This window comes from Mycobacterium sp. 94-17 (assembly GCF_035617725.1).
In the GTDB taxonomy this organism is placed as follows: domain Bacteria; phylum Actinomycetota; class Actinomycetes; order Mycobacteriales; family Mycobacteriaceae; genus Mycobacterium.
The window spans coordinates 74,437-92,131 of the sequence record NZ_JAPIYN010000010.1 but is presented as its reverse complement, the minus strand read 5'-3'; the positions used below and the strand labels follow the sequence as shown (position 1 = coordinate 92,131).

Sequence of the window (17,695 nt, the reverse complement as noted above, 5' to 3'; positions counted from 1 at the left end):
ACGACGTTCTCGCAACAGCCATGACGTCAGCGACGCACCGCTGGCACGACTTCTGGCGGGGTGAGCTCGGCGAGTGGATCATCACCAAGGGTCTGCGGATCGTCATGGTCCTGGTCGCTGCGGTGCTGGCCGCCCGGTTCGTCAACTGGGTGGCCCAGCAGGTGACCCATCAGCTCAATCTGGGCTTCACCGAAAGCGACGCCCTGGTGCGCTCGGAAGCGACCAAGCATCGGCAGGCCCTGGCGTCGGTGATCTCCTGGGTGTCGGTCGTCATCATCGGCATCTGGGTCATCCTGCAGATCTCCAATGTGCTGCAGTTCTCGGTGGGCGGGCTGGTCGCACCCGCCACCGTGGTGGGCGCCGCGCTGGGTTTCGGCGCACAGCAATTGGTGCGCGACCTGCTGGCCGGCTTCTTCATCCTGGTGGAACGCCAGTACGGCTTCGGAGACCTGGTCACCATCACCGTCGTGTCCGCGACGGAGGCCAGTGGCACCGTCGAGAACGTGACCTTGCGGGTGACCCGCCTGCGGTCAGCGGACGGCGAAGTGCTGACCATCCCCAACGGGCAGATCGTCAAGGTGGTCAACCTGTCCAAGGACTGGGCGCGCGCCGTGGTGGACATCCCGGTGTCTACCAGCGCCGACCTCAACCGGGTGAACGAGGTCCTGCATCAGGAATGCGATCGCGCCATGGACAACCCGGTGCTCGGGGAACTGCTGTTGGATGCGCCCACCGTGATGGGTGTGGAAAGCATCGCGGTCGACACCGTGACCCTGCGGCTGGTGGCCCGGACGCTGCCCGGCAAGCAGTTCGAGGTCGGCCGGCAGCTGCGCGTCCTGGTCATCCGGGCGCTGGCCCGCGTCGGGATCGTGACCGCGGCGGACGCGACCATCGGCCTGGTGGAAGACCCGTCGGTGCCGGTCGCCCAGGCCGCCGAACGGCAAGCCGATGACGAAGCCCAAGGTGCGGTGCAGAAGCGTTGAAGTTCACCCTGAACATCCTCGAGAAGCGCGGCGACGCCGACCACCCGGATGCCGAGCATCGCTGGCCGAACTACGTGTTCGGCGGACGGATGCGCACGTCGACCCTGGTGCTGCTGATCACCTTCCTGGTGGTCTGGTGGGTCTACGACACCTACCGGCCCGAGCCGGCGCCCAAGCCCCCGGCGCAGCAGGTGGTGCCGCCGGGCTTCGTTCCCGACCCCAACTACACCTGGGTGCCGCGCAGCCGGGTGGAGGCGCCGGCGACCGTCACCTATACGCCAACGCCAACGTCGACGCCACCACCACCTCCGCCGCCACCACCTCCACCGGTGACGACCACGACCACCACCACACCGGCGTTCCAGCTGCCACAACTTCCGTGCATCTTGCCCGCGCCGTTCTGCCCGCCCAGCTCGAGCCCCGCCACGCCACCGCCGCAGCAACCACAGCCGGGCCCCGGCCCGGTGCCGACTTCACGGCCACCGGCCAGTTGACTTCGCCTGCCAGCGAAATTCACCGCTACACTGGCGTGCCGTGATGATCACCCTGGACCATGTCAGTAAGAAGTACAAAGCGTCGGCCCGCCCGGCGCTGGAAGACGTCAACGTCAAGATCGACAAGGGTGAATTCGTCTTCCTGATCGGGCCGTCGGGGTCGGGCAAGTCCACCTTCATGCGGCTGCTGCTCGGTGCGGAGAACCCGACCAACGGTGACGTCCGGGTGTCGAAATTCCACGTCAACAAGCTGCGCGGTCGTCACGTCCCGAAGCTGCGCCAGGTGATCGGCTGCGTGTTCCAGGATTTCCGGCTGTTGCAGCAAAAGACGGTCTACGAGAACGTCGCGTTCGCGCTCGAAGTGATCGGCAAACGCACCGACGCCATCAACCGGGTGGTGCCGGAGGTGCTGGAGACCGTCGGCCTGTCCGGCAAAGCCAACCGCTTGCCCCACGAGTTGTCCGGTGGCGAGCAGCAACGGGTGGCGATCGCCCGCGCGTTCGTCAACCGGCCGCTGGTCCTGCTGGCGGACGAGCCCACGGGCAACCTCGACCCAGATACCAGTAGGGACATCATGGATTTGTTGGAGCGGATCAACCGCACGGGGACGACGGTGCTGATGGCGACGCACGATCACCACATCGTCGACTCGATGCGCCAGCGTGTCGTCGAGTTGTCGCTGGGCAGGCTGGTCCGTGACGAGCAGCGCGGCATCTACGGGATGGACCGCTAAGTGCGCTTCGGTTTCCTACTCAACGAGGTCCTCACCGGGTTTCGTCGCAACGTCACGATGACGGCCGCGATGATCCTGACGACCGCGATCTCCATCGGCCTGTTCGGCGGCGGGCTGCTGGTGGTCCGGCTGGCCGACAACTCGCGCGAGATCTACCTCGACCGCGTCGAGACGCAGGTGTTCTTGACCGACGACATCTCGGCCAACGACACGACGTGTGCGTCCGCGCCGTGTAAGGGGCTGCGGGACAAGATCGATGCGCGCCAGGACGTCAAGTCGGTGCGGTTCGTCAATCGGCAGGACGCCTACAACGACGCCATCAAGAAGTTCCCGGAGTTCAAGGACGTCGCGGGAAAGGACTCGTTCCCGGCGTCGTTCATCGTCAAACTGAACAATCCCGAACAGCACGCGGAGTTCGATGCCGCGATGCAGGGCCAGCCCGGTGTGCGCAGCATCCTCAACGAGAAGGACCTCATCGACCGGTTGTTCGCCGTGCTGGACGGCCTGCGCGACGCCGCGTTCGCCGTTGCCCTGGTACAGGCCGTCGGCGCAATCCTGTTGATCGCCAACATGGTGCAGGTCGCGGCTTACACGCGGCGCACCGAGATCGGGATCATGAGGCTGGTGGGTGCCAGCCGGTGGTACACCCAGCTGCCCTTCCTGGTGGAGGCGATGCTGGCCGCGGCCATCGGCGTGGCCATCGCCATCGTCGGACTCATGCTGGTTCGGGCATTGTTCCTGGACAACGCGCTGAGCCAGTTCTATCAGGCGCATCTGATCGCCAAGGTCGACTATGCCGACATCCTCTACATCTCGCCGTGGCTGTTCCTGCTCGGCGTCTCGATGGCGGCGGTGACGGGGTATGCGACCTTGCGCCTCTATATACGGCGGTAGCTGTGACCAAGGGTTCCGGCCGCGCCAAGGCGGCGGGCGGCAAGGGTGGCAGCAAACAAGTCATCGCCACCAATCGCAAAGCGCGGCACAACTATTCGATCATCGAATTGTTCGAGGCCGGAGTGGCGTTGCGGGGCACCGAGGTGAAAAGCCTTCGCCTGGGCCAAGCATCGCTGGCTGACGCGTTCGCAACGATCGATGACGGCGAAGTCTGGTTGCGCAACTTGTACATTCCCGAGTACCAGCACGGTAGCTGGACCAACCATGAGCCACGTCGCAATCGAAAGTTGTTGTTACATAGGCAACAAATTGACAGGCTGGTCGGCAAGATACGAGATGGTAACCTCGCGTTGATGCCGTTGTCTCTGTATTTCTCCGAAGGGAAGGTCAAGGTCGAGCTTGCCCTTGCCCGCGGTAAGAGGGCTTACGACAAGCGCCAGGACATGGCGCAGCGCGATGCGCAGCGCGAAGTGGTCCGGGAAATGGGACGTCGAGCAAAGGGCATGACCTGATCGGGGCGGCATACGCCCAGCTGTCTGCCGTGACGTACGGTGTCAGCGACTTCGTGGGCGGGGTAGCAGCGCGGCGAGTGGCCGCGCTGCGCGTGATGCTGGTCGCCTACCCGATCGAGACGGTGCTGCTGGGCGCGATGGCCGTTTTCGTCGGCGGGCCTATTCATACCGGTGCGGTGCTGTGGGGTTGCCTGTACGGCGTCGGCATGGCCTTCGGCATGTGGGCGTTCTTCGCCGCACTCGGCTCCGGGCCCATCTCGGTCGTCTCGCCACTGGCGGCCGTGCTCAACGCCGCGGTGCCCGTGGCGGTGGGTATGGCGCTGGGGGAGCGGCCGGGCCAGGCCGCCCTGGTGGGCGTCGTCCTGGCGCTGGCCGCGGTGATGCTCGTCAGCCGCGAGGCCCCCGCCGAGGGGACGCCGTATCGGTTCACGCCAAAAGTGGCCTGGCTCACAGTAGTTGCCGGCTCCGCGATGGGGCTGAACCTGGTGTTCCTGCACCAGGCGCCGCACGTGTGCAAACTCTGGCCGCTGGTCTTCGCCCGCGTGGCCGCCAGCCTGGTGGTCTTCGCGATGGCCAAAACCAGCGACAACCTCGAGATGCCGCGCGGGCAGCCGCTCAAATTGGCGGTGGCCGTCGCCCTGCTGGACATCTTCGCCAACATCACCATGCTGGTGGCCTTGCACACCTGGCTGCTGTCGCTGGCCAGCATTCTGATTTCGCTGTATCCGGCCGCGACGGTGGTGCTGGCGATGGTGGTGCTGCGCGAGCGGGTGACACGCCTGCAGGGGATCGGCATGATGCTGGCCATGGGCTCCGTGGCGATGATCGCCTCGGCCTGACGGCCGTGCGACAGCCGCTGTTGATGGCAAGCTGATCGGCCTACGATCCTGATCATGGCCGATCGTCCCGTCACCAAACTCGACAAGTCCGCCGTGCTCTCCGGTCTCTTTGCGGTGTGGGACGACATCGACACCCTGCTGGCCGGGCTGTCCGAAGCCCAATGGCGCGCGGCGAGTCCGCTGCCGGGCTGGGACGTCAAGGCTTTGGTGGCGCACATGATCGGCACCGAGTCGTTTCTTGCCGGCATCGCCGCACCCCAGCCCGACATCGACGTCTCGGCGCTGGAGCACGTGCGCAACGACATCGGCGTGATGAACGAGTGTTGGGTGCGCCACCTCAGTACGCACGCCGACGCCGATGTGCTGGAGAGCTTCAGGGCGATCACCACCGATCGACGCGAAGCGCTGACGAGCCTGCCCGGCCAGGAGTGGGAGGCGGTGACGATCACCCCGGCGGGTCCGGATTCCTACGGCCGGTTCATGCGGGTCCGGGTGTTCGACTGCTGGATGCACGAGCAGGACATCCGCGTGGCGTTGGAAGAGCCGCCGCCCGATGACGAGCTGGCCGGGTCGGCGGCGTCGCTCGCCGTCGACGAGATCGCCGCCACGATGGGCTACGTCGTGGGCAAGCTGGCCAAGGCGCCCGACGGTTCACGCGTGCAGTTCGATCTCACCGGCCCGCTGGCGCGCACCATCCGGGTCGGCGTCGACGGCCGGGCCGCGGTGGTCGACGACTTCGGCGGCGACGAGCCGACCGTGACGATTCGGCTGGACGGGCTGCAGTTCACCAGGCTCGCCGGTGGTCGCCCGATGTGCCCCGCTCGGGACCAGGACGTCGAACTCGGTGGCGACAAAGACGTGGGCACCCAGATCGTCGAGCACCTCAATTTTGTGATCTGATCGCAGCCGGGTGGGGAAGATAATCCCGTTGCCGCTGGTTGCTGGGCAGGTATCATGGATATTCCTGCCGAAAGTCGGTGGGGTGCTCGAAGTACCAAGACACGGGGCTGAAAGGTTTCGACTTCGCGCATCGAATCAAGGGAAGCGTGCCGGTGCAGGCAACCGACCACCGTGAGCGTCGTTGCAAACAGATAAGCGCCGATTCACATCAGCGCGACTACGCTCTCGCTGCCTAAGCGACAGCTAGTCCGTCAGACCGGGAAAGCCCTCGACCCGGAGCCTGGCGTCAGCTAGAGGGATCCACCGATGAGTTCGGTCGCGGGACTCATCGGGACACCAACAGCGACTGGGATCGCCATCCTGGCTTGTTCGTGTGACCGGGAGATCCGAGTAGAGGCATAGCGAACTGCGCACGGAGAAGTCTTGAGGGAATGCCGTAGGACCCGGGTTCGATTCCCGGCAGCTCCACCCAGAACGTGCTGGTCAAAGCACACAAGTCAGCTGCGACCCCCCGCGCGGGTTGGATTGCGCCCGGGGTGAGCGGCTTTAATCGTCATACGACCGCCATGTCGCGCTGTGCACGCCCGAGCCGGTGAACGTTCGCAGCTGGAACGAGGAGCTCTCATGACCTATCGCCGTCTTGCTTGGGCGCTCGGCGCGGTAATCGCCGCGGCCATCATTCCCGTCCAGGCCCACGGCGACCCGCCGACGAAGTGTCTGACGAACACCCCGAAGGGCAAGCAGGTCTACGTCCCCTGCGATCTGCTCAACGCCGGCGCTAATTTCCCGCCGGGGCAGCGCTGCCCTCCGCCGCTCGACCAGTACCCGAAAGATGTGGCGGACTGGTGTGGCGAAGGCCCGGGCCTGGCGAGTCCCGCGCCAGCGAGTTCTGCGACGCCGGCGAGTCCTGCGACCCCAACGAGTCCTACTAGCCCGACCAGTCGTACGGCCCCGACGAGATCCACGACACCGACCAGTTCCACGACACCGACCAGTCCGACAACCCCGGTGAGCTCCACGACACCAACCAGTCCGACAACCCCGGTGAGCTCCGCGACACCAACCAGCTCTACGACCCCGACGAGCCCCACGAGCCCGGCGGCTTAGCCAAACGCTGGTGGTGTAGCGAGAACCAAGGGCGGCGGCGCCGGTCATCGCACCAAACGTGCTGGCAGACAGTCGGTTTCGATCCCTGCGGTTGCGTCAGGGGATCTGTAGGGGAAAACACTGCAACCGACTGGTTCGACGGCCGCGAGATGGACGCCTCCGCCGCGGCGCATAGATCGCGCGGCCACTGCGGGAATCAGCTCGACAGCTCCGGCGTTGGGCTGACGGTGCCGCAAATAATGAGACGTCTTAAGATCAGCGCGTCAAATAGTCCTGAGCGGGGGGCGCAATGTTGACGATTCTGAAGCGAGCGTGGGTGCCGCTCGTCGTGGTCGTGGCACTGATCATCGGCGGCGTTGCAGTGCAACGACTCAATGGCGTCTTCCCGGGACCCGGCCTGGCCAAGCCCGATCCCCGCGATGCGACCCCGCCCTATGCGACCAAGACCGCCACCTACGAAATCCTCGGGCCGCCCGGGACGACCGGCGTCGTCAACTGGATGGACGCCGAGTCATTACCGCAGAAGGCCAACTTCACCACGCTGCCCTGGGCGACGACGATCGTCGCAGCGATGCCCGGAATCTTCGCCTACGTGGTCGCCCAAGGTGACAGTCCCTCCATCAGCTGCCGGATCACCGTCGACGGCAAATTGGTCGATCAACAACAGGCCAACACCCGCGACGCGCAGGTCTCCTGCTTGGACAAATCCGCGTGAGCGACGACAGCAACGCCACGACCGACACGGACAAAATACCGGTCCCGCAACGCACTGAGGTTGAGCGCAAACCCCGTCTGGCCCGCACCATTCGCGTCCTGGCGCTGCCCATCATCATCATCTGGCTGCTGATTGCGGTGGGTGTCAACGTCTTCGTCCCGCAGTTGGAGAAGGTTGCCGAAGACGTCTCGGTGCCGCTCTCGCCGTCCGACGCGCCGTCGGTGACGGGGATGAAGCACATCGGGAAGAAATTCAAGGAGTACGACTCCGACAACCTCGTCCTGGTGACCCTGGTCGGCGACAAGCCTCTCGGCGAAGACGCGCACCGGTATTACGACGAACTGGTCACCAAGCTCAAGCAGGACCATGAGCACGTCGAGCATGCGCTGAACTTCTGGGGACAGCGATTCACGTCCTCGGGAGTCGAGAGCTACGACCACAAAGCCGCCTATGTGCAGGTCAACCTGAAGGGTGACCAGGGCGGGGCCGTCGGCGACAAATCGGTTGCCGCGGTCCGCAAAATCGTCGCGGATTCGAAACCGCCTGCGGGAGTGAAGGCTTACGTCGCCGGCCAGGGAGCCCTGACCGCCGACACGATCGTCGTCGGCGATGCGAGCCTGGCCAAGATGACGATCATCACGATCATCATCATCGCGATCATGCTGATGTTCGTCTATCGGTCCATCGGCACGGTGCTGCTGACGATGGTCATCCTGTTCGTCGGACTGGCCACCGGCCGGGGTGTGGTAGCGCTGCTGGGCGAAACCGGCATCATGGGGTTGTCGACTTTCGCCGTCAACTTGCTGACGGCGTTGGCCATCGCGGCGGGTACCGACTACGCGATCTTCATGGTCGGCCGCTATCAAGAGGGCCGCGAACGAGGCCTGACCCGCGAGGCCGCCTATTACGACACCTCCGCCGGGGTCACCAAGGTGGTGCTCGGCTCGGGTCTGACGATCGTCGGGGCGCTGGCCTGCCTGAAGTTCACCCGGCTGCCCTACTTCAGTTCGCTGGCGTTTCCGTGTGCCGTGGGTCTGCTGGTGGTGGTGGTCGCGGGGGTGACCCTGACGCCGGCATTGATCGCTTTCGCAAGCGGCTTCGGCCTTTTCGACCCGAAGCGCGAGTTCAACTACACCAGGTGGCGCCGGTTGGCGACGGCCATCGTGCGCTGGCCTGCGCCCATCCTCGCCACCTCCGTGATCCTGGCGATCGTCGGCGCCATCGGCTTGATGGGCTTCACCCCGCGCTACAACGACCTGTATTACCTGCCCGACAGCGCTGCATCAGTGCAGGCGTACACCGCGGCCGATCGACACTTCACCCAGGCCCGGCTGAACCCGGACCTCCTGATGGTCGAATCGGACCACGACCTGCGCAACACCACCGACATGCTGGTCCTGGACAAGGTCGCCGGCGCCATCTTCCGGGTGCCCGGGATCGAACGGGTGCAGAGCATCACCCGACCCCTCGGCCCGCCGATTCAAGACGGATCCATTCCGTTCCAGCTCAGTGTGCAAAGCGCGCCGATCCGCAGCAACCTGGACTACCTGAAGGGCCGCATCGCCGACATCAAGAAGATCACCGGCGATCTCGGCACGTTGATCTCGCTGTTGGAGCGTACCTACGCGGTGACGCAGGAACTCGCTAACGCCGCGGACGACAGCGCGAAAACCGCGGGCAACACGGCGGCGATCACGGACGAAATCCGGGACCACATCGCGGATTTCGACGACTTCTGGAGACCGATTCGCAGCTACTTCTATTGGGAGAAGCACTGTTTCGACATCCCGATCTGCTGGTCGCTACGAAGCCTGTTCGAGTCTTTGGACGGGTTCGATCAGCTCGCCGAGCAGTTTCACAATCTCACCAGCGACCTCACCAAAACCGCTGCGGCAACCCACCATTTGTTGGCGATCATCCCGTCGATGATCGACACGTCGAAGTCGATCCGGGATACGACGCTGACGATTTACAGCTCGTTCGACAGCCTGATCGGTCAGTTCGACCGGCTGACCGACACTAACGCCGTGATGGGTAAGTCGTTCAACGACTCTCAGGTGGAGAGCCTGTTCTACCTGCCACCCGAGATCTTCCAGAACCCGGACTTCCAGTTGGGTTTGAGCTTGATGGTGTCGCCGGACGGAAAGGCCGCTCGATTCATCATCACCCACGCCGTGGATCCGGCGACCACTAAGGGAATCGCGTCCGTCGATCAGGAGCGCCAAGCGGCCAAGGAGGCGCTGAAACTCACCTCGCTGGAGAATGCCGACATCTACCTCGGCGGTACGGCCGCGACGTTCTACGACATCGCCAACGGCGCCAAGTACGACCTGATGATCGCCGGGGTGGCCTCGATCGTGCTCATCTTCATCATCATGGTGATCGTCACCCGCGCACTGGTCGCGGCGGGCGTCATCGTCGGCACCATCGTGATGTCGCTCGGCGCGGCGTTCGGGTTCTCCACACTGATCTGGCAGCACCTTGGCAACTTCCAGTTACACTGGGTGGCTACCGAATTCGCGTTGATCGTGCTCTTGGCAGTCGGGTCGGACTACAACCTGATGCTGGTGTCCCGGATCGAGGAGGAGATCGGCGCCGGCCTGAAAACGGGGCTCATCCGCGGCATGGGCGTGACCGGCCCGGTGGTGACGGCCGCCGGTGTGGTGTTCGCCGTCACGATGGGCACGATGATCACCAGCGATCTCCGGGCGATCGGCCAATTCGGCACGACGATCGGTATCGGCCTGCTGTTCGACACCTTCGTCGTCCGGTCGCTCATCACGCCGTCGATCATGACGGTGATGGGACGCTGGTTCTGGTGGCCGAAGCGGGTACGGGTCCGCCCGGCCAGCCTGATGCTTCGGTCGGTCGGGCCGCGCCCGCTGGTTCGTGCCCTGTTGCACCAGCCTCGGCATGCGGTCCCGCGGGCATAGCATCCGGTGCCGCACCCGAAATCATGTTGAATTGGGCGCCGCCTGTTTTGCGAACCGATCAGGGCAATCGCGCGTACCCTGACCGATATGGTCAAGACCAAGACCTGTGTACATTGCGGCCACACCTTCGATCCGAAGTACCGACAGCGTGACCTGTCCGATCCGGACTGGCTTCCGGCCGCATCGGTGTATTGCTCGCATGATTGCAGTGACCGGTTCCATTGCGATATGGGGCATTGCTGCTCCGCCCACGAGAAAGAGAAGGCTCGGCGCGAAGCCGCCAAGACGGCACACTCTGGAACCTAGCGTCAGCGGAAGCGGACGTTCACCGTCGCCAAGCCGAAGATCTTGCGGCCCCCGGACTTCGCCCCGACCAGGACGACGCCGGTGCGCGTCGCCGGGTCCAGCGACTTGACCTTGCCGCTGAACTCGATATCGCAGCCTTCCTTCGCCGGCACGATCGCGGGTGCCGAGAGCCGCACCGCGTAGCGGGTGACCGCACCGGGATCGCCCGTCCACGTGGAGGCGAATCCGGCACCGAGCCCCATGGTGAGCATTCCGTGGGCGATCACGTCGGGGAGGCCGGCCAGCTTGGCGATCTCCTCGTCCCAGTGGATCGGGTTGGCGTCGCCGGCCACGCCGGCATAGTTCACCAGATCCCCGCGCGACAGCCGGGTGTGATGCACCGGTAGCTCGTCGCCAACCTTCACGTCATCGAAAGACGGTGTCCCCGGCGTGCGGGTGCTGCCGTGCTCGGCGATCCGGATCTCGCCCTCGGGGCGCACGGTCTTCTCATACGCGTCATCGGCTTCACCGACTGCGGTGAGGTCCACGTCGTGCATCATGATGTTCGGCACGGCCAGCTTGATCGCGGGATCGACATCCTCGGCGGTGACCCCGACGACGGTGGTGTGCAGGGTGTGCACCCGCTCGCCGGCCGCGTCGGTGAACGTGTTGGTCACTGTGATCAGGTCCCTGCCGGCGATCCGGCGCACCGAGGTCAGCTCGACGTCGATGTGCAGTTCGTCGCCGGCCACGATCGGGCGGTGCTGCTCGAACAGCTCCTCGGTCTGCATGTAGGTGTCGTAGCCGACGACGACCTGTTCGAACATGCGGCGATTGCAGGTCATGCCCGGCGTCGACGTGAACGTCAGCGGCGCGACCAGGTCCGGATAGCCCAGTTCAGCGGCGGCGGCGACGTCCCAATGCGCGGGGTGGTAGTCCTGCACCGCGCGGGCGTACTCGCGCAACTTCTCCCGGCCGACCAGGTAGGTGCCGTCCATCTGGTAGTAGTGGCCGACCCGCGATTCGAGCGTCGACGCTTCTGCTGTGGTCATGTATTGCTCAACTTTTCTATCGGCCGGTTCTTTGCGGCCGACCAGTGCACACTAGCGCGCGTTGCGGCGAGGACGACGTCCGCGGATTCCCGGCGAGGCCGCCGTGTCGAAACCTATGCTGCCCGCATGACCGAGTTCCGTGCCTCGCCCCCGCCGGATCTTCCCGGCGTTCCCTCGGCCGAGGGAACGTTGCCCGGCCCGGATCAATTGGTCGGCCGCCCGCGCGCGTTGCCCGTGGATGTGCTCGGCGAATTGCACGGTCCGTTGTTCTACGCCGACTTCAACGGCGGCTTCAGGAAGCTCTACGCGTGTTCGCTCGAACTCGTCACCGAGCTGTGCGACGAAAGCCGCTTCGCCAAGAACTTGACGGTCACCCTCGCCCGGGTCCGGCCGTTGGCCGGCGACGGCCTGTTCACGGCCTACCACGGCGAACCGAATTGGCAGCGTGCCCACGATGTGCTGCTGCCGGGCTTCAGTTACGCGGGTCTGCGCAACTACCACGCGGCGATGCTGGACATCAACTGCGCAATGCTCGACCGGTGGGACGCCATCGCCAGCGCCGGGGCCGGGGCGGTCGACGTGTCGAACGACCTGCAGAAGCTGGCGATGGACACCGTGGCGCTCGCCGGATTCGGTTCGCGCTTCGAGTCTTTCGAGTGCCCCGGCCTGGCACCGATCCCGCAGAGCTTCACAACGGCGCTGGGGGAGTTGGCATCCGAAGCGCCGACGCCGGCGTTCGACGACGAATTGGCCACGCTGCACACGTTTATCGACGGGCTGATAGCGCAGCATCGATCCGGTGACCGTGAGTTCGAGGACCTGTTGGCGCTGATGCTGCAACAGGATTCGGACGGAAAGCCTGTACTGGAGACCCAGAACATCCGCAACCAGATCATGACCTTCCTGATCGCCGGTCAGCTCACCACGTCGGAATTGATGCCTAACGCGCTGTACAACATCGTCAGCGACCCGGCGGTGCTGCATCGGGTGCGGGCCGAGGTGGACACCGTGTTCGGGGCCGACGACGGCTACCTGCCGTGCTACGACGACATCGGCAAACTGACCTATCTGCGACAGGTCATCGAAGAAACCCTGCGACTGTCCCCGCCCGTGCTGAATTTCGATCGAATGGCCTTGGAAGACACCGTGATCGGTGGGAAGTATCCGATCAGGCGCGGCGAGGCGGTCACGGTGCTCACCGGCGCGCTACACCGCCAGCCGCAGTGGGGTGACAATGTCGAACTCTTCGATCCCGACCGCTTCGCCCCCGACCGTTCGACGGCCCGGCCGGCAGCGTTGTTCAAACCTTTCGGAACCGGCGCCCGATCCTGCATCGGCCGGCAGTTCGCGCTGCATGAGGCGGCCATGGCGCTGGCCCGGATCGTCCATCGCTACCGCCTCATCGACGCCTATCACTATGTGCCGCAGTGGGAGACCGCGACCAGTCGCCGGCCGGTCGGATTCCGGCTCGAGGTCCTCCGGCGCACAACGCAGGACCGTCAGATCGGCACGCCCGGTGTTGCGGCAGCGTCCGGACAGAACGTGGAGCGCCCGACGGCGATCACGGCAGGCACCCGGCTGGCCGTCTTGTATGGCTCGAACCTCGGCACCTGCCGCGCACTGGCCCGCCAATTCGCGGACGATGCCACGGCTTTGGGCTGTACGGCGTCGGTCGCCTCCCTCGACGATGCCGCGGGGGGCTTCCCCGAAGCCGAGGCGGTGGTGATCATCGCGTCCTCGTACAACGGGCAGCCGACCGATGACGCGCGCGCCTTTCTCACCTGGCTGCTCGACACGAATGCCACGCTCGGTCCGACGCCCAACGTCGCGGTTCTCGGTGTGGGTGACCATAACTGGGCTGACACCTACCAGGTGATCCCGCAGCGCATCGACGAGCGCCTCGGCGAGCTGGGAGCCAACCGATTGGTCCCGCGGGCGGCGGCCGACACCTCTGGGGACATGGTCGGCACGATCGAGGAGTTCGCGGCCGCGCTGTGGTCGTCGCTGGCCGAACGCTTCGGCGACCCGGATGCCGCGCCGCTCGCGGACGCGGCCGAACCGCTCTACGAGCTGCGCCGGATCGTCGGTCCGGTGACGGCGGCGATGGACGCGCGGTCGTCGGTGATCCCGATGACCGTCGTCGAGAGAACGGAGCTGGTCAAGCCCGGGCTGGGTCAGGCCAAAACGAGTGTCCGGGTGCAACTTCCGGACGGCGTCGACTACCAGACGGGCGATCACCTCACGGTGATGGCCGACAACCCGCCCGAGGTTGTCGACGCGGTTCTGGCCCAACTCGGCATCGACCCCGGCCTGCGGCTGGCGATCAATCCTCGGCGCAGCTCCCGACGGCTCATCGCGCTGGACCGGGAAGTCAGCGCCCGAGAATTGCTCACGCATTTCGTCGAATTGCGAAAGCCGTTGACCGGCAGCCAATTACGCAGTCTGGCTGCGGCGAACAGCAATCCCGAGGAGTGTCGGCGGCTCACCGCACTGGCCGAGGGTCCAGACGGCTGCCCGCTCAGCGTGTTGGAATGCCTCGACGAATACCCGGGTTGCGTTCTCACTGGTGCCGAACTTCTCGAACTGCTGGATCCCATGGTGCCGAGGCACTATTCGATCGCGTCGTCGTCGCTGCTGTCGCCGCGCACCGCAGGACTGATCGTCAGTGTGCTGGATGCGCCAGCCCGTTCCGGTCATGGCCTGTTCAAAGGCGTAGCGTCCAACTACCTCGCGACAGTCCAGCCCGGACAATCGATTCGGGCACGGGTTGACCCGGCCCGCAAGGCGTTTCGGGCCGGTGCCGATCCGGCCAGGAACGCGATCCTGGTCAGTGCCGGTACCGGGGTGGCACCATTCTGCGGTTTCCTCGGCGACCGGCTGGCCGCACAACGAGACGGAGCGCCGGTGGCGCCCGCGCTGTGCTTTTTCGGGGTTCGTGACCCGGAGGTCGACTACATCTTCCGCGACAAGTTCGAGCAGGCTGAGGCCATCGGTATCGTGCGGATGCGCCCGGCGTTCTCCCGTGCGCCGCAGGACGGGGTTCGCTACGTGCAGCACCGAATCGCCGCTGACGCCGACGAGGTGTGGGATTTGTTGGGCGACCCGGCCAAGGACACCCACGTCTACGTGTGCGGCGATGGCGCGCGGATGGCGCCGGCCGTGCGCGGGTCCTTCCTGGACATCTATCGGGCGCGGACGGGCGCCGGCGACGAGCGAGCCCGCGAATGGTTGAACGGCCTGATCGAATCCGACCACTATGTCGAGGATGTCTGGGCGGGCTGAGCCTCGTCAGGAGGCGTCGCGCAGGCGTGTCTGCACGTCGGTCAGTTGCCGGCCTCGATTGACGCGACCCGCGCTGCCGCGTCGGGGCCGCAGAACCGCTGCAGGTCCACTCCGCCCGCGCCGACCAGGTCGTCAACGCGTCGCTTGAGGTCGCCCGAGGACAGGTGGGCGTACAGGTGTGCACCCGGGCACGAGGTCGGGGCCAGGTCACGATGGCCCGCCAGGGTGTCGGTCGGAACGTGAAAATTCTGGGCCGCCCAGGCGAATGCGCGCGCCGCTCCCAGGAGCTGGGCCTCCGGCACGGCCTCCTGATCGAAGTCCCCTTCGCAGAGGACCAGGAAATGGCCCGTCGTGTCGTAGTCGGTGGCGGTGTCGCCCGCGATTTCGGTGCTTCGCAGTTCGTAGATGTTGCCATTGCGGTCGACGCCGACGTGATAGGCGATGTCGATCCATCCGTGCTGGTCCTGGTGGTAGCGCTGATCCTGTCGGAGATGGTTTGGGGCATTGCGGTTTTCGCCGAGGACGACGGCCTCATGGTGCAGAGTCATCCGGGTGATGGTGTGGCGCTTCCCTCCGGCGCGGGCCGGTCGCGCGCCCCAGGCGTCCCGGCATAGCAACGGTGCCGACGTCGCGGCGGTCAGGCGTGCAGCGATCGTGGGCGCGGGAACCGCGAGTGGCGCCTCAGACGCACTCGCGCAGCCGCCGACGAGGGTCGCCGCCGCGGCGCTGCCTGCCATGGCCAGCAGTTGGCGGCGGCTGACACCAGCCGGCCTGCCGCACGCTGGCTCACACACGGTCCTCACCATACGGGCCCGACGTCGGCCCGGGGGAGGCCTTCATTCACGGGCCGGCCAGCGCGTCGCGCACGCGCCCGCGCGCCCGGTCCAGCCGGGCGGCGGCCTCGGTCGCGTCAATGCCCGCGCGCAGGGCGACGATCGCGGTCTTGGCGTGACCGCCCGCGGCGGCCAGCGCGGCGGTCGCGGTCTTTTCGTCGACGCCGGCCACGTCGCGGACGATCCGCACCGCCCGGCGGCGCACCTTCGCATTGGTCGCGCGCACGTCGACCATCCGCGGTCCGTACGCCTTGCCGAGCGCGATCATCACGCTCGTCGACAGCGCGTTGAGCACCACCTTCTGCGCGGTGCCCGCGGTCAGCCGCGTGGAGCCGGCGAGCACCTCCGGCCCGGTCAGCAGCTCGATCAGCACGTCGGCCGACGCCTCGCTGGCCGGGTTGTTGACGATCGCCACGGTCAGCGCGCCCGCCCCGCGCGCGTGCGCGAGCGCCCCGAGCACGTACGGTGTGCGGCCCGACGCCGTGATCCCGACGAGTGCGTCGGCGGCGGTCAGGCCGGCGAGATCGGCGGGGTCGAACGCGTCCTCGGCACCTTCGATGGCCTCGGTCAACGCCGTCGGCCCGCCCGCGATCACGCCGCGCACCAGGTCGGTGCCGAACGTCGGCCCGCACTCGGCCGCGTCGAGCATCCCGAGCCGACCGGGTGTCCCGGCACCCGCATAGATCAGGCGGCCGCCGCGGTCGAGCCGCGCGGCGAGCGCCTCCGCCGCCGCCGCGATACGCGGAACGGCCGCCGCCAGCGCGCCGTGCGCTTCGGCCTCGGCGGCGACGAGCAGCCCGACGACCTCGGCGATGGGCCGCGCGTCGAGGTCGTCGAGCCCTGGCCGCACGGCCTCGGTGGCGAGCGCATCGATCCCTTGTGCGACAACGACTTGCGGATCCCCGCCCACACGAATCACATACGGCTCGTGGATCGTCCCCAGCCGCAGCGCGCCGTCCAGCGCGTCGCCGACCGCCGGGATCAGATCGAGGCGGCTGCGCAGCGCCGGCACCCCTGCCAGGCCGCCGGCCATCGCCACCGGGCCCGCTCCGACCGCGCGCGCCGTCGCGGCCAGCGCGTCGGCGGCTTGGGCGACGATCGCCCGGGCCGCGCCGTCGCCCACCGCGGCGAGGACGTCGGGCGCGAAGGACGCGACCGCGGCGGCATCGCCGAGTTGCGCGGGCCAGGTCTTCGGCGCGCCGAAGCGGTCGCGGGCGGCGTCGAGCAGCACGGTGGACGGGCCGCGGCCGTCGTGGGCGCGCAACGCCGCGCGCAGCCCGGCGGCGCCGATCCACGCGCCACCACCCTCGTCGCCCAGCAAGGGGCCCCAACCGTCCGCGGTGCGCAGGGCGCCGTTCGCGTCGATCGCGAGCGCCACGACGCCGGTGCCCACGATTAGCACGGCGCCCGGCTCACCGCCCAGCGCACCCGCGTGCGCGGTCACGGCGTCACTGGTCACCGCGACGCGCCGCGCCCGCAGCGACGCCAGCAGCGCATCGGCCAGCGCGCGCGCCGCGTCGGGCGCCGCCAGCGCCCCGGCGGCGCCCACCACCACCTGGTCGACGGCGCCGAAATCTCTTGCAAGCTCGTCTGCCAAGCCCACGATCGCCGCCTCCGCGGCCCGCACGCCGCCGGGCATCGCGAGCCCCGGCGCGCCCGCGCCCTCGGCCTTGCGTCCGCCCGCCGCGGCTCGGCAGCGCGTCTTGCCGAGGTCGACGGCGAGAATCACCGTATTTTCTCGGCGAATTCGATGACGTTGCCGTCGGGGTCGGCGATGTGCAACGTCCTTTCACGCCACGGTCGATCCACCGGTCCGCGCAGGATCTCGACGCCGAGCCCGCGTAACCGATCCGCTTGCGCATCCACGTCTTCGATCAAAAAGCCGATCTCACCGCAGGGCGCGGTACCGCCTTCGCGACCGATCAGCTCCGGCAGCTTCGAGCGTTCGAACAGCGAGAACTTCGTGTTCTCCAGTTCGAACTCGACGTACCCGTCGCCCTCGGTTCGGACCCGGAGCCCGATCACGTCGCGGTAAAACGCCACCGACCGGCTGAGCGACTCGACGTAGTGAATGACGTAGTCCACGCGGCGCATATATGAAACCGTAGCGGTTTCCGCTGCTAGCTCAAGGAA

The 17,695-nt window shown here is 66.6% G+C and carries 16 protein-coding genes, 1 other RNA gene and 1 pseudogene; 12 read left to right on the top strand and 6 right to left on the bottom strand.

Annotated elements, in window-relative coordinates; genetic code table 11:
- Window positions 1-20 precede the first annotated feature (20 nt).
- The 8 genes from OQ789_RS13750 (at window position 21) to ssrA (ending at window position 5,826) form a co-directional block, all read left to right on the top strand.
- Window positions 21-983, top strand: a complete 963-nt coding sequence (locus tag OQ789_RS13750; protein WP_324686472.1) for a mechanosensitive ion channel family protein — start codon at window positions 21-23, stop codon at window positions 981-983.
- The gene (locus OQ789_RS13745; protein WP_324686471.1) at window positions 980-1,477 is read left to right on the top strand and encodes a hypothetical protein; all 498 of its coding nucleotides are present in this window, start codon (window positions 980-982) and stop codon (window positions 1,475-1,477) included. The genes OQ789_RS13750 and OQ789_RS13745 overlap by 4 nt, the downstream gene beginning before the upstream one ends.
- A gap of 43 nt (window positions 1,478-1,520) precedes the next feature.
- Window positions 1,521-2,210 (top strand): cell division ATP-binding protein FtsE, encoded by a 690-nt coding sequence (gene ftsE, locus OQ789_RS13740; protein ID WP_324686571.1) that lies wholly within the window; start codon window positions 1,521-1,523, stop codon window positions 2,208-2,210.
- Complete coding sequence (gene ftsX / locus OQ789_RS13735; RefSeq protein WP_324686470.1) at window positions 2,211-3,104, top strand: permease-like cell division protein FtsX; 894 nt, start codon at window positions 2,211-2,213, stop codon at window positions 3,102-3,104.
- 2 nt (window positions 3,105-3,106) lie between these two features.
- Window positions 3,107-3,616 carry an SsrA-binding protein SmpB gene (gene smpB, locus OQ789_RS13730; protein ID WP_324686469.1) on the top strand — a complete coding sequence of 170 codons (510 nt, stop codon included), beginning with the start codon at window positions 3,107-3,109 and terminating at the stop codon, window positions 3,614-3,616.
- Window positions 3,613-4,455 (top strand): EamA family transporter, encoded by an 843-nt coding sequence (locus tag OQ789_RS13725; RefSeq protein WP_324686570.1) that lies wholly within the window; start codon window positions 3,613-3,615, stop codon window positions 4,453-4,455. Before smpB ends, OQ789_RS13725 begins: the two co-directional genes overlap by 4 nt.
- A gap of 54 nt (window positions 4,456-4,509) precedes the next feature.
- The gene (locus OQ789_RS13720) at window positions 4,510-5,355 is read left to right on the top strand and encodes a maleylpyruvate isomerase family mycothiol-dependent enzyme (protein WP_324686468.1); all 846 of its coding nucleotides are present in this window, start codon (window positions 4,510-4,512) and stop codon (window positions 5,353-5,355) included.
- Between the two features lie 103 nt (window positions 5,356-5,458).
- Window positions 5,459-5,826: a transfer-messenger RNA gene (gene ssrA, locus OQ789_RS13715) on the top strand.
- 457 nt (window positions 5,827-6,283) lie between these two features.
- Here ssrA and OQ789_RS13710 read toward each other — a convergent pair.
- Window positions 6,284-6,415: a hypothetical protein gene (locus OQ789_RS13710; RefSeq protein ID WP_324686467.1), complete on the bottom strand. Its 132-nt coding sequence runs from the start codon at window positions 6,413-6,415 to the stop codon at window positions 6,284-6,286.
- Window positions 6,416-6,754: 339 nt separating this feature from the next.
- Between OQ789_RS13710 and OQ789_RS13705 the strand changes: the two genes are divergently transcribed.
- The 3 genes from OQ789_RS13705 (at window position 6,755) to OQ789_RS13695 (ending at window position 10,416) form a co-directional block, all read left to right on the top strand.
- Window positions 6,755-7,177, top strand: a complete 423-nt coding sequence (locus OQ789_RS13705) for an MmpS family transport accessory protein (RefSeq protein WP_324686569.1) — start codon at window positions 6,755-6,757, stop codon at window positions 7,175-7,177.
- Window positions 7,174-10,110, top strand: coding sequence for an RND family transporter (locus OQ789_RS13700; RefSeq protein ID WP_324686466.1), 2,937 nt, complete (start codon window positions 7,174-7,176; stop codon window positions 10,108-10,110). Before OQ789_RS13705 ends, OQ789_RS13700 begins: the two co-directional genes overlap by 4 nt.
- An 87-nt stretch (window positions 10,111-10,197) precedes the next feature.
- Entirely contained in the window at window positions 10,198-10,416 is a 219-nt protein-coding gene (locus tag OQ789_RS13695) for a ferric uptake regulation protein (RefSeq protein ID WP_324686465.1), read from the top strand.
- Between the two features lie 2 nt (window positions 10,417-10,418).
- Here the strand turns inward: OQ789_RS13695 and OQ789_RS13690 are convergent, their stop codons facing one another.
- Entirely contained in the window at window positions 10,419-11,447 is a 1,029-nt protein-coding gene (locus OQ789_RS13690; RefSeq protein ID WP_324686464.1) for a fused (3R)-hydroxyacyl-ACP dehydratase subunits HadA/HadB, read from the bottom strand.
- A gap of 126 nt (window positions 11,448-11,573) precedes the next feature.
- On the opposite strand from OQ789_RS13690, the gene OQ789_RS13685 reads away from it, so the two are divergent.
- On the top strand, window positions 11,574-14,729 hold the full coding sequence (locus OQ789_RS13685) for a cytochrome P450 (protein WP_324686463.1): 3,156 nt from the start codon (window positions 11,574-11,576) through the stop codon (window positions 14,727-14,729).
- 41 nt (window positions 14,730-14,770) lie between these two features.
- Here the strand turns inward: OQ789_RS13685 and OQ789_RS13680 are convergent, their stop codons facing one another.
- The 4 genes and pseudogenes from OQ789_RS13680 to OQ789_RS13665 all read right to left on the bottom strand — a co-directional run bounded on the left by OQ789_RS13680 (window position 14,771) and on the right by OQ789_RS13665 (window position 17,656).
- Entirely contained in the window at window positions 14,771-15,346 is a 576-nt protein-coding gene (locus OQ789_RS13680) for a peptidoglycan recognition family protein (RefSeq protein WP_324686568.1), read from the bottom strand.
- Between the two features lie 223 nt (window positions 15,347-15,569).
- Entirely contained in the window at window positions 15,570-16,436 is an 867-nt protein-coding gene (locus OQ789_RS13675) for an N-acetylmuramic acid 6-phosphate etherase (protein WP_324686567.1), read from the bottom strand.
- A gap of 141 nt (window positions 16,437-16,577) precedes the next feature.
- Window positions 16,578-17,201, bottom strand: a pseudogene (locus tag OQ789_RS13670) (BadF/BadG/BcrA/BcrD ATPase family protein); the annotation flags it as partial.
- Between the two features lie 86 nt (window positions 17,202-17,287).
- On the bottom strand, window positions 17,288-17,656 hold the full coding sequence (locus OQ789_RS13665) for a VOC family protein (protein ID WP_324686462.1): 369 nt from the start codon (window positions 17,654-17,656) through the stop codon (window positions 17,288-17,290).
- Window positions 17,657-17,695 lie beyond the last annotated feature (39 nt).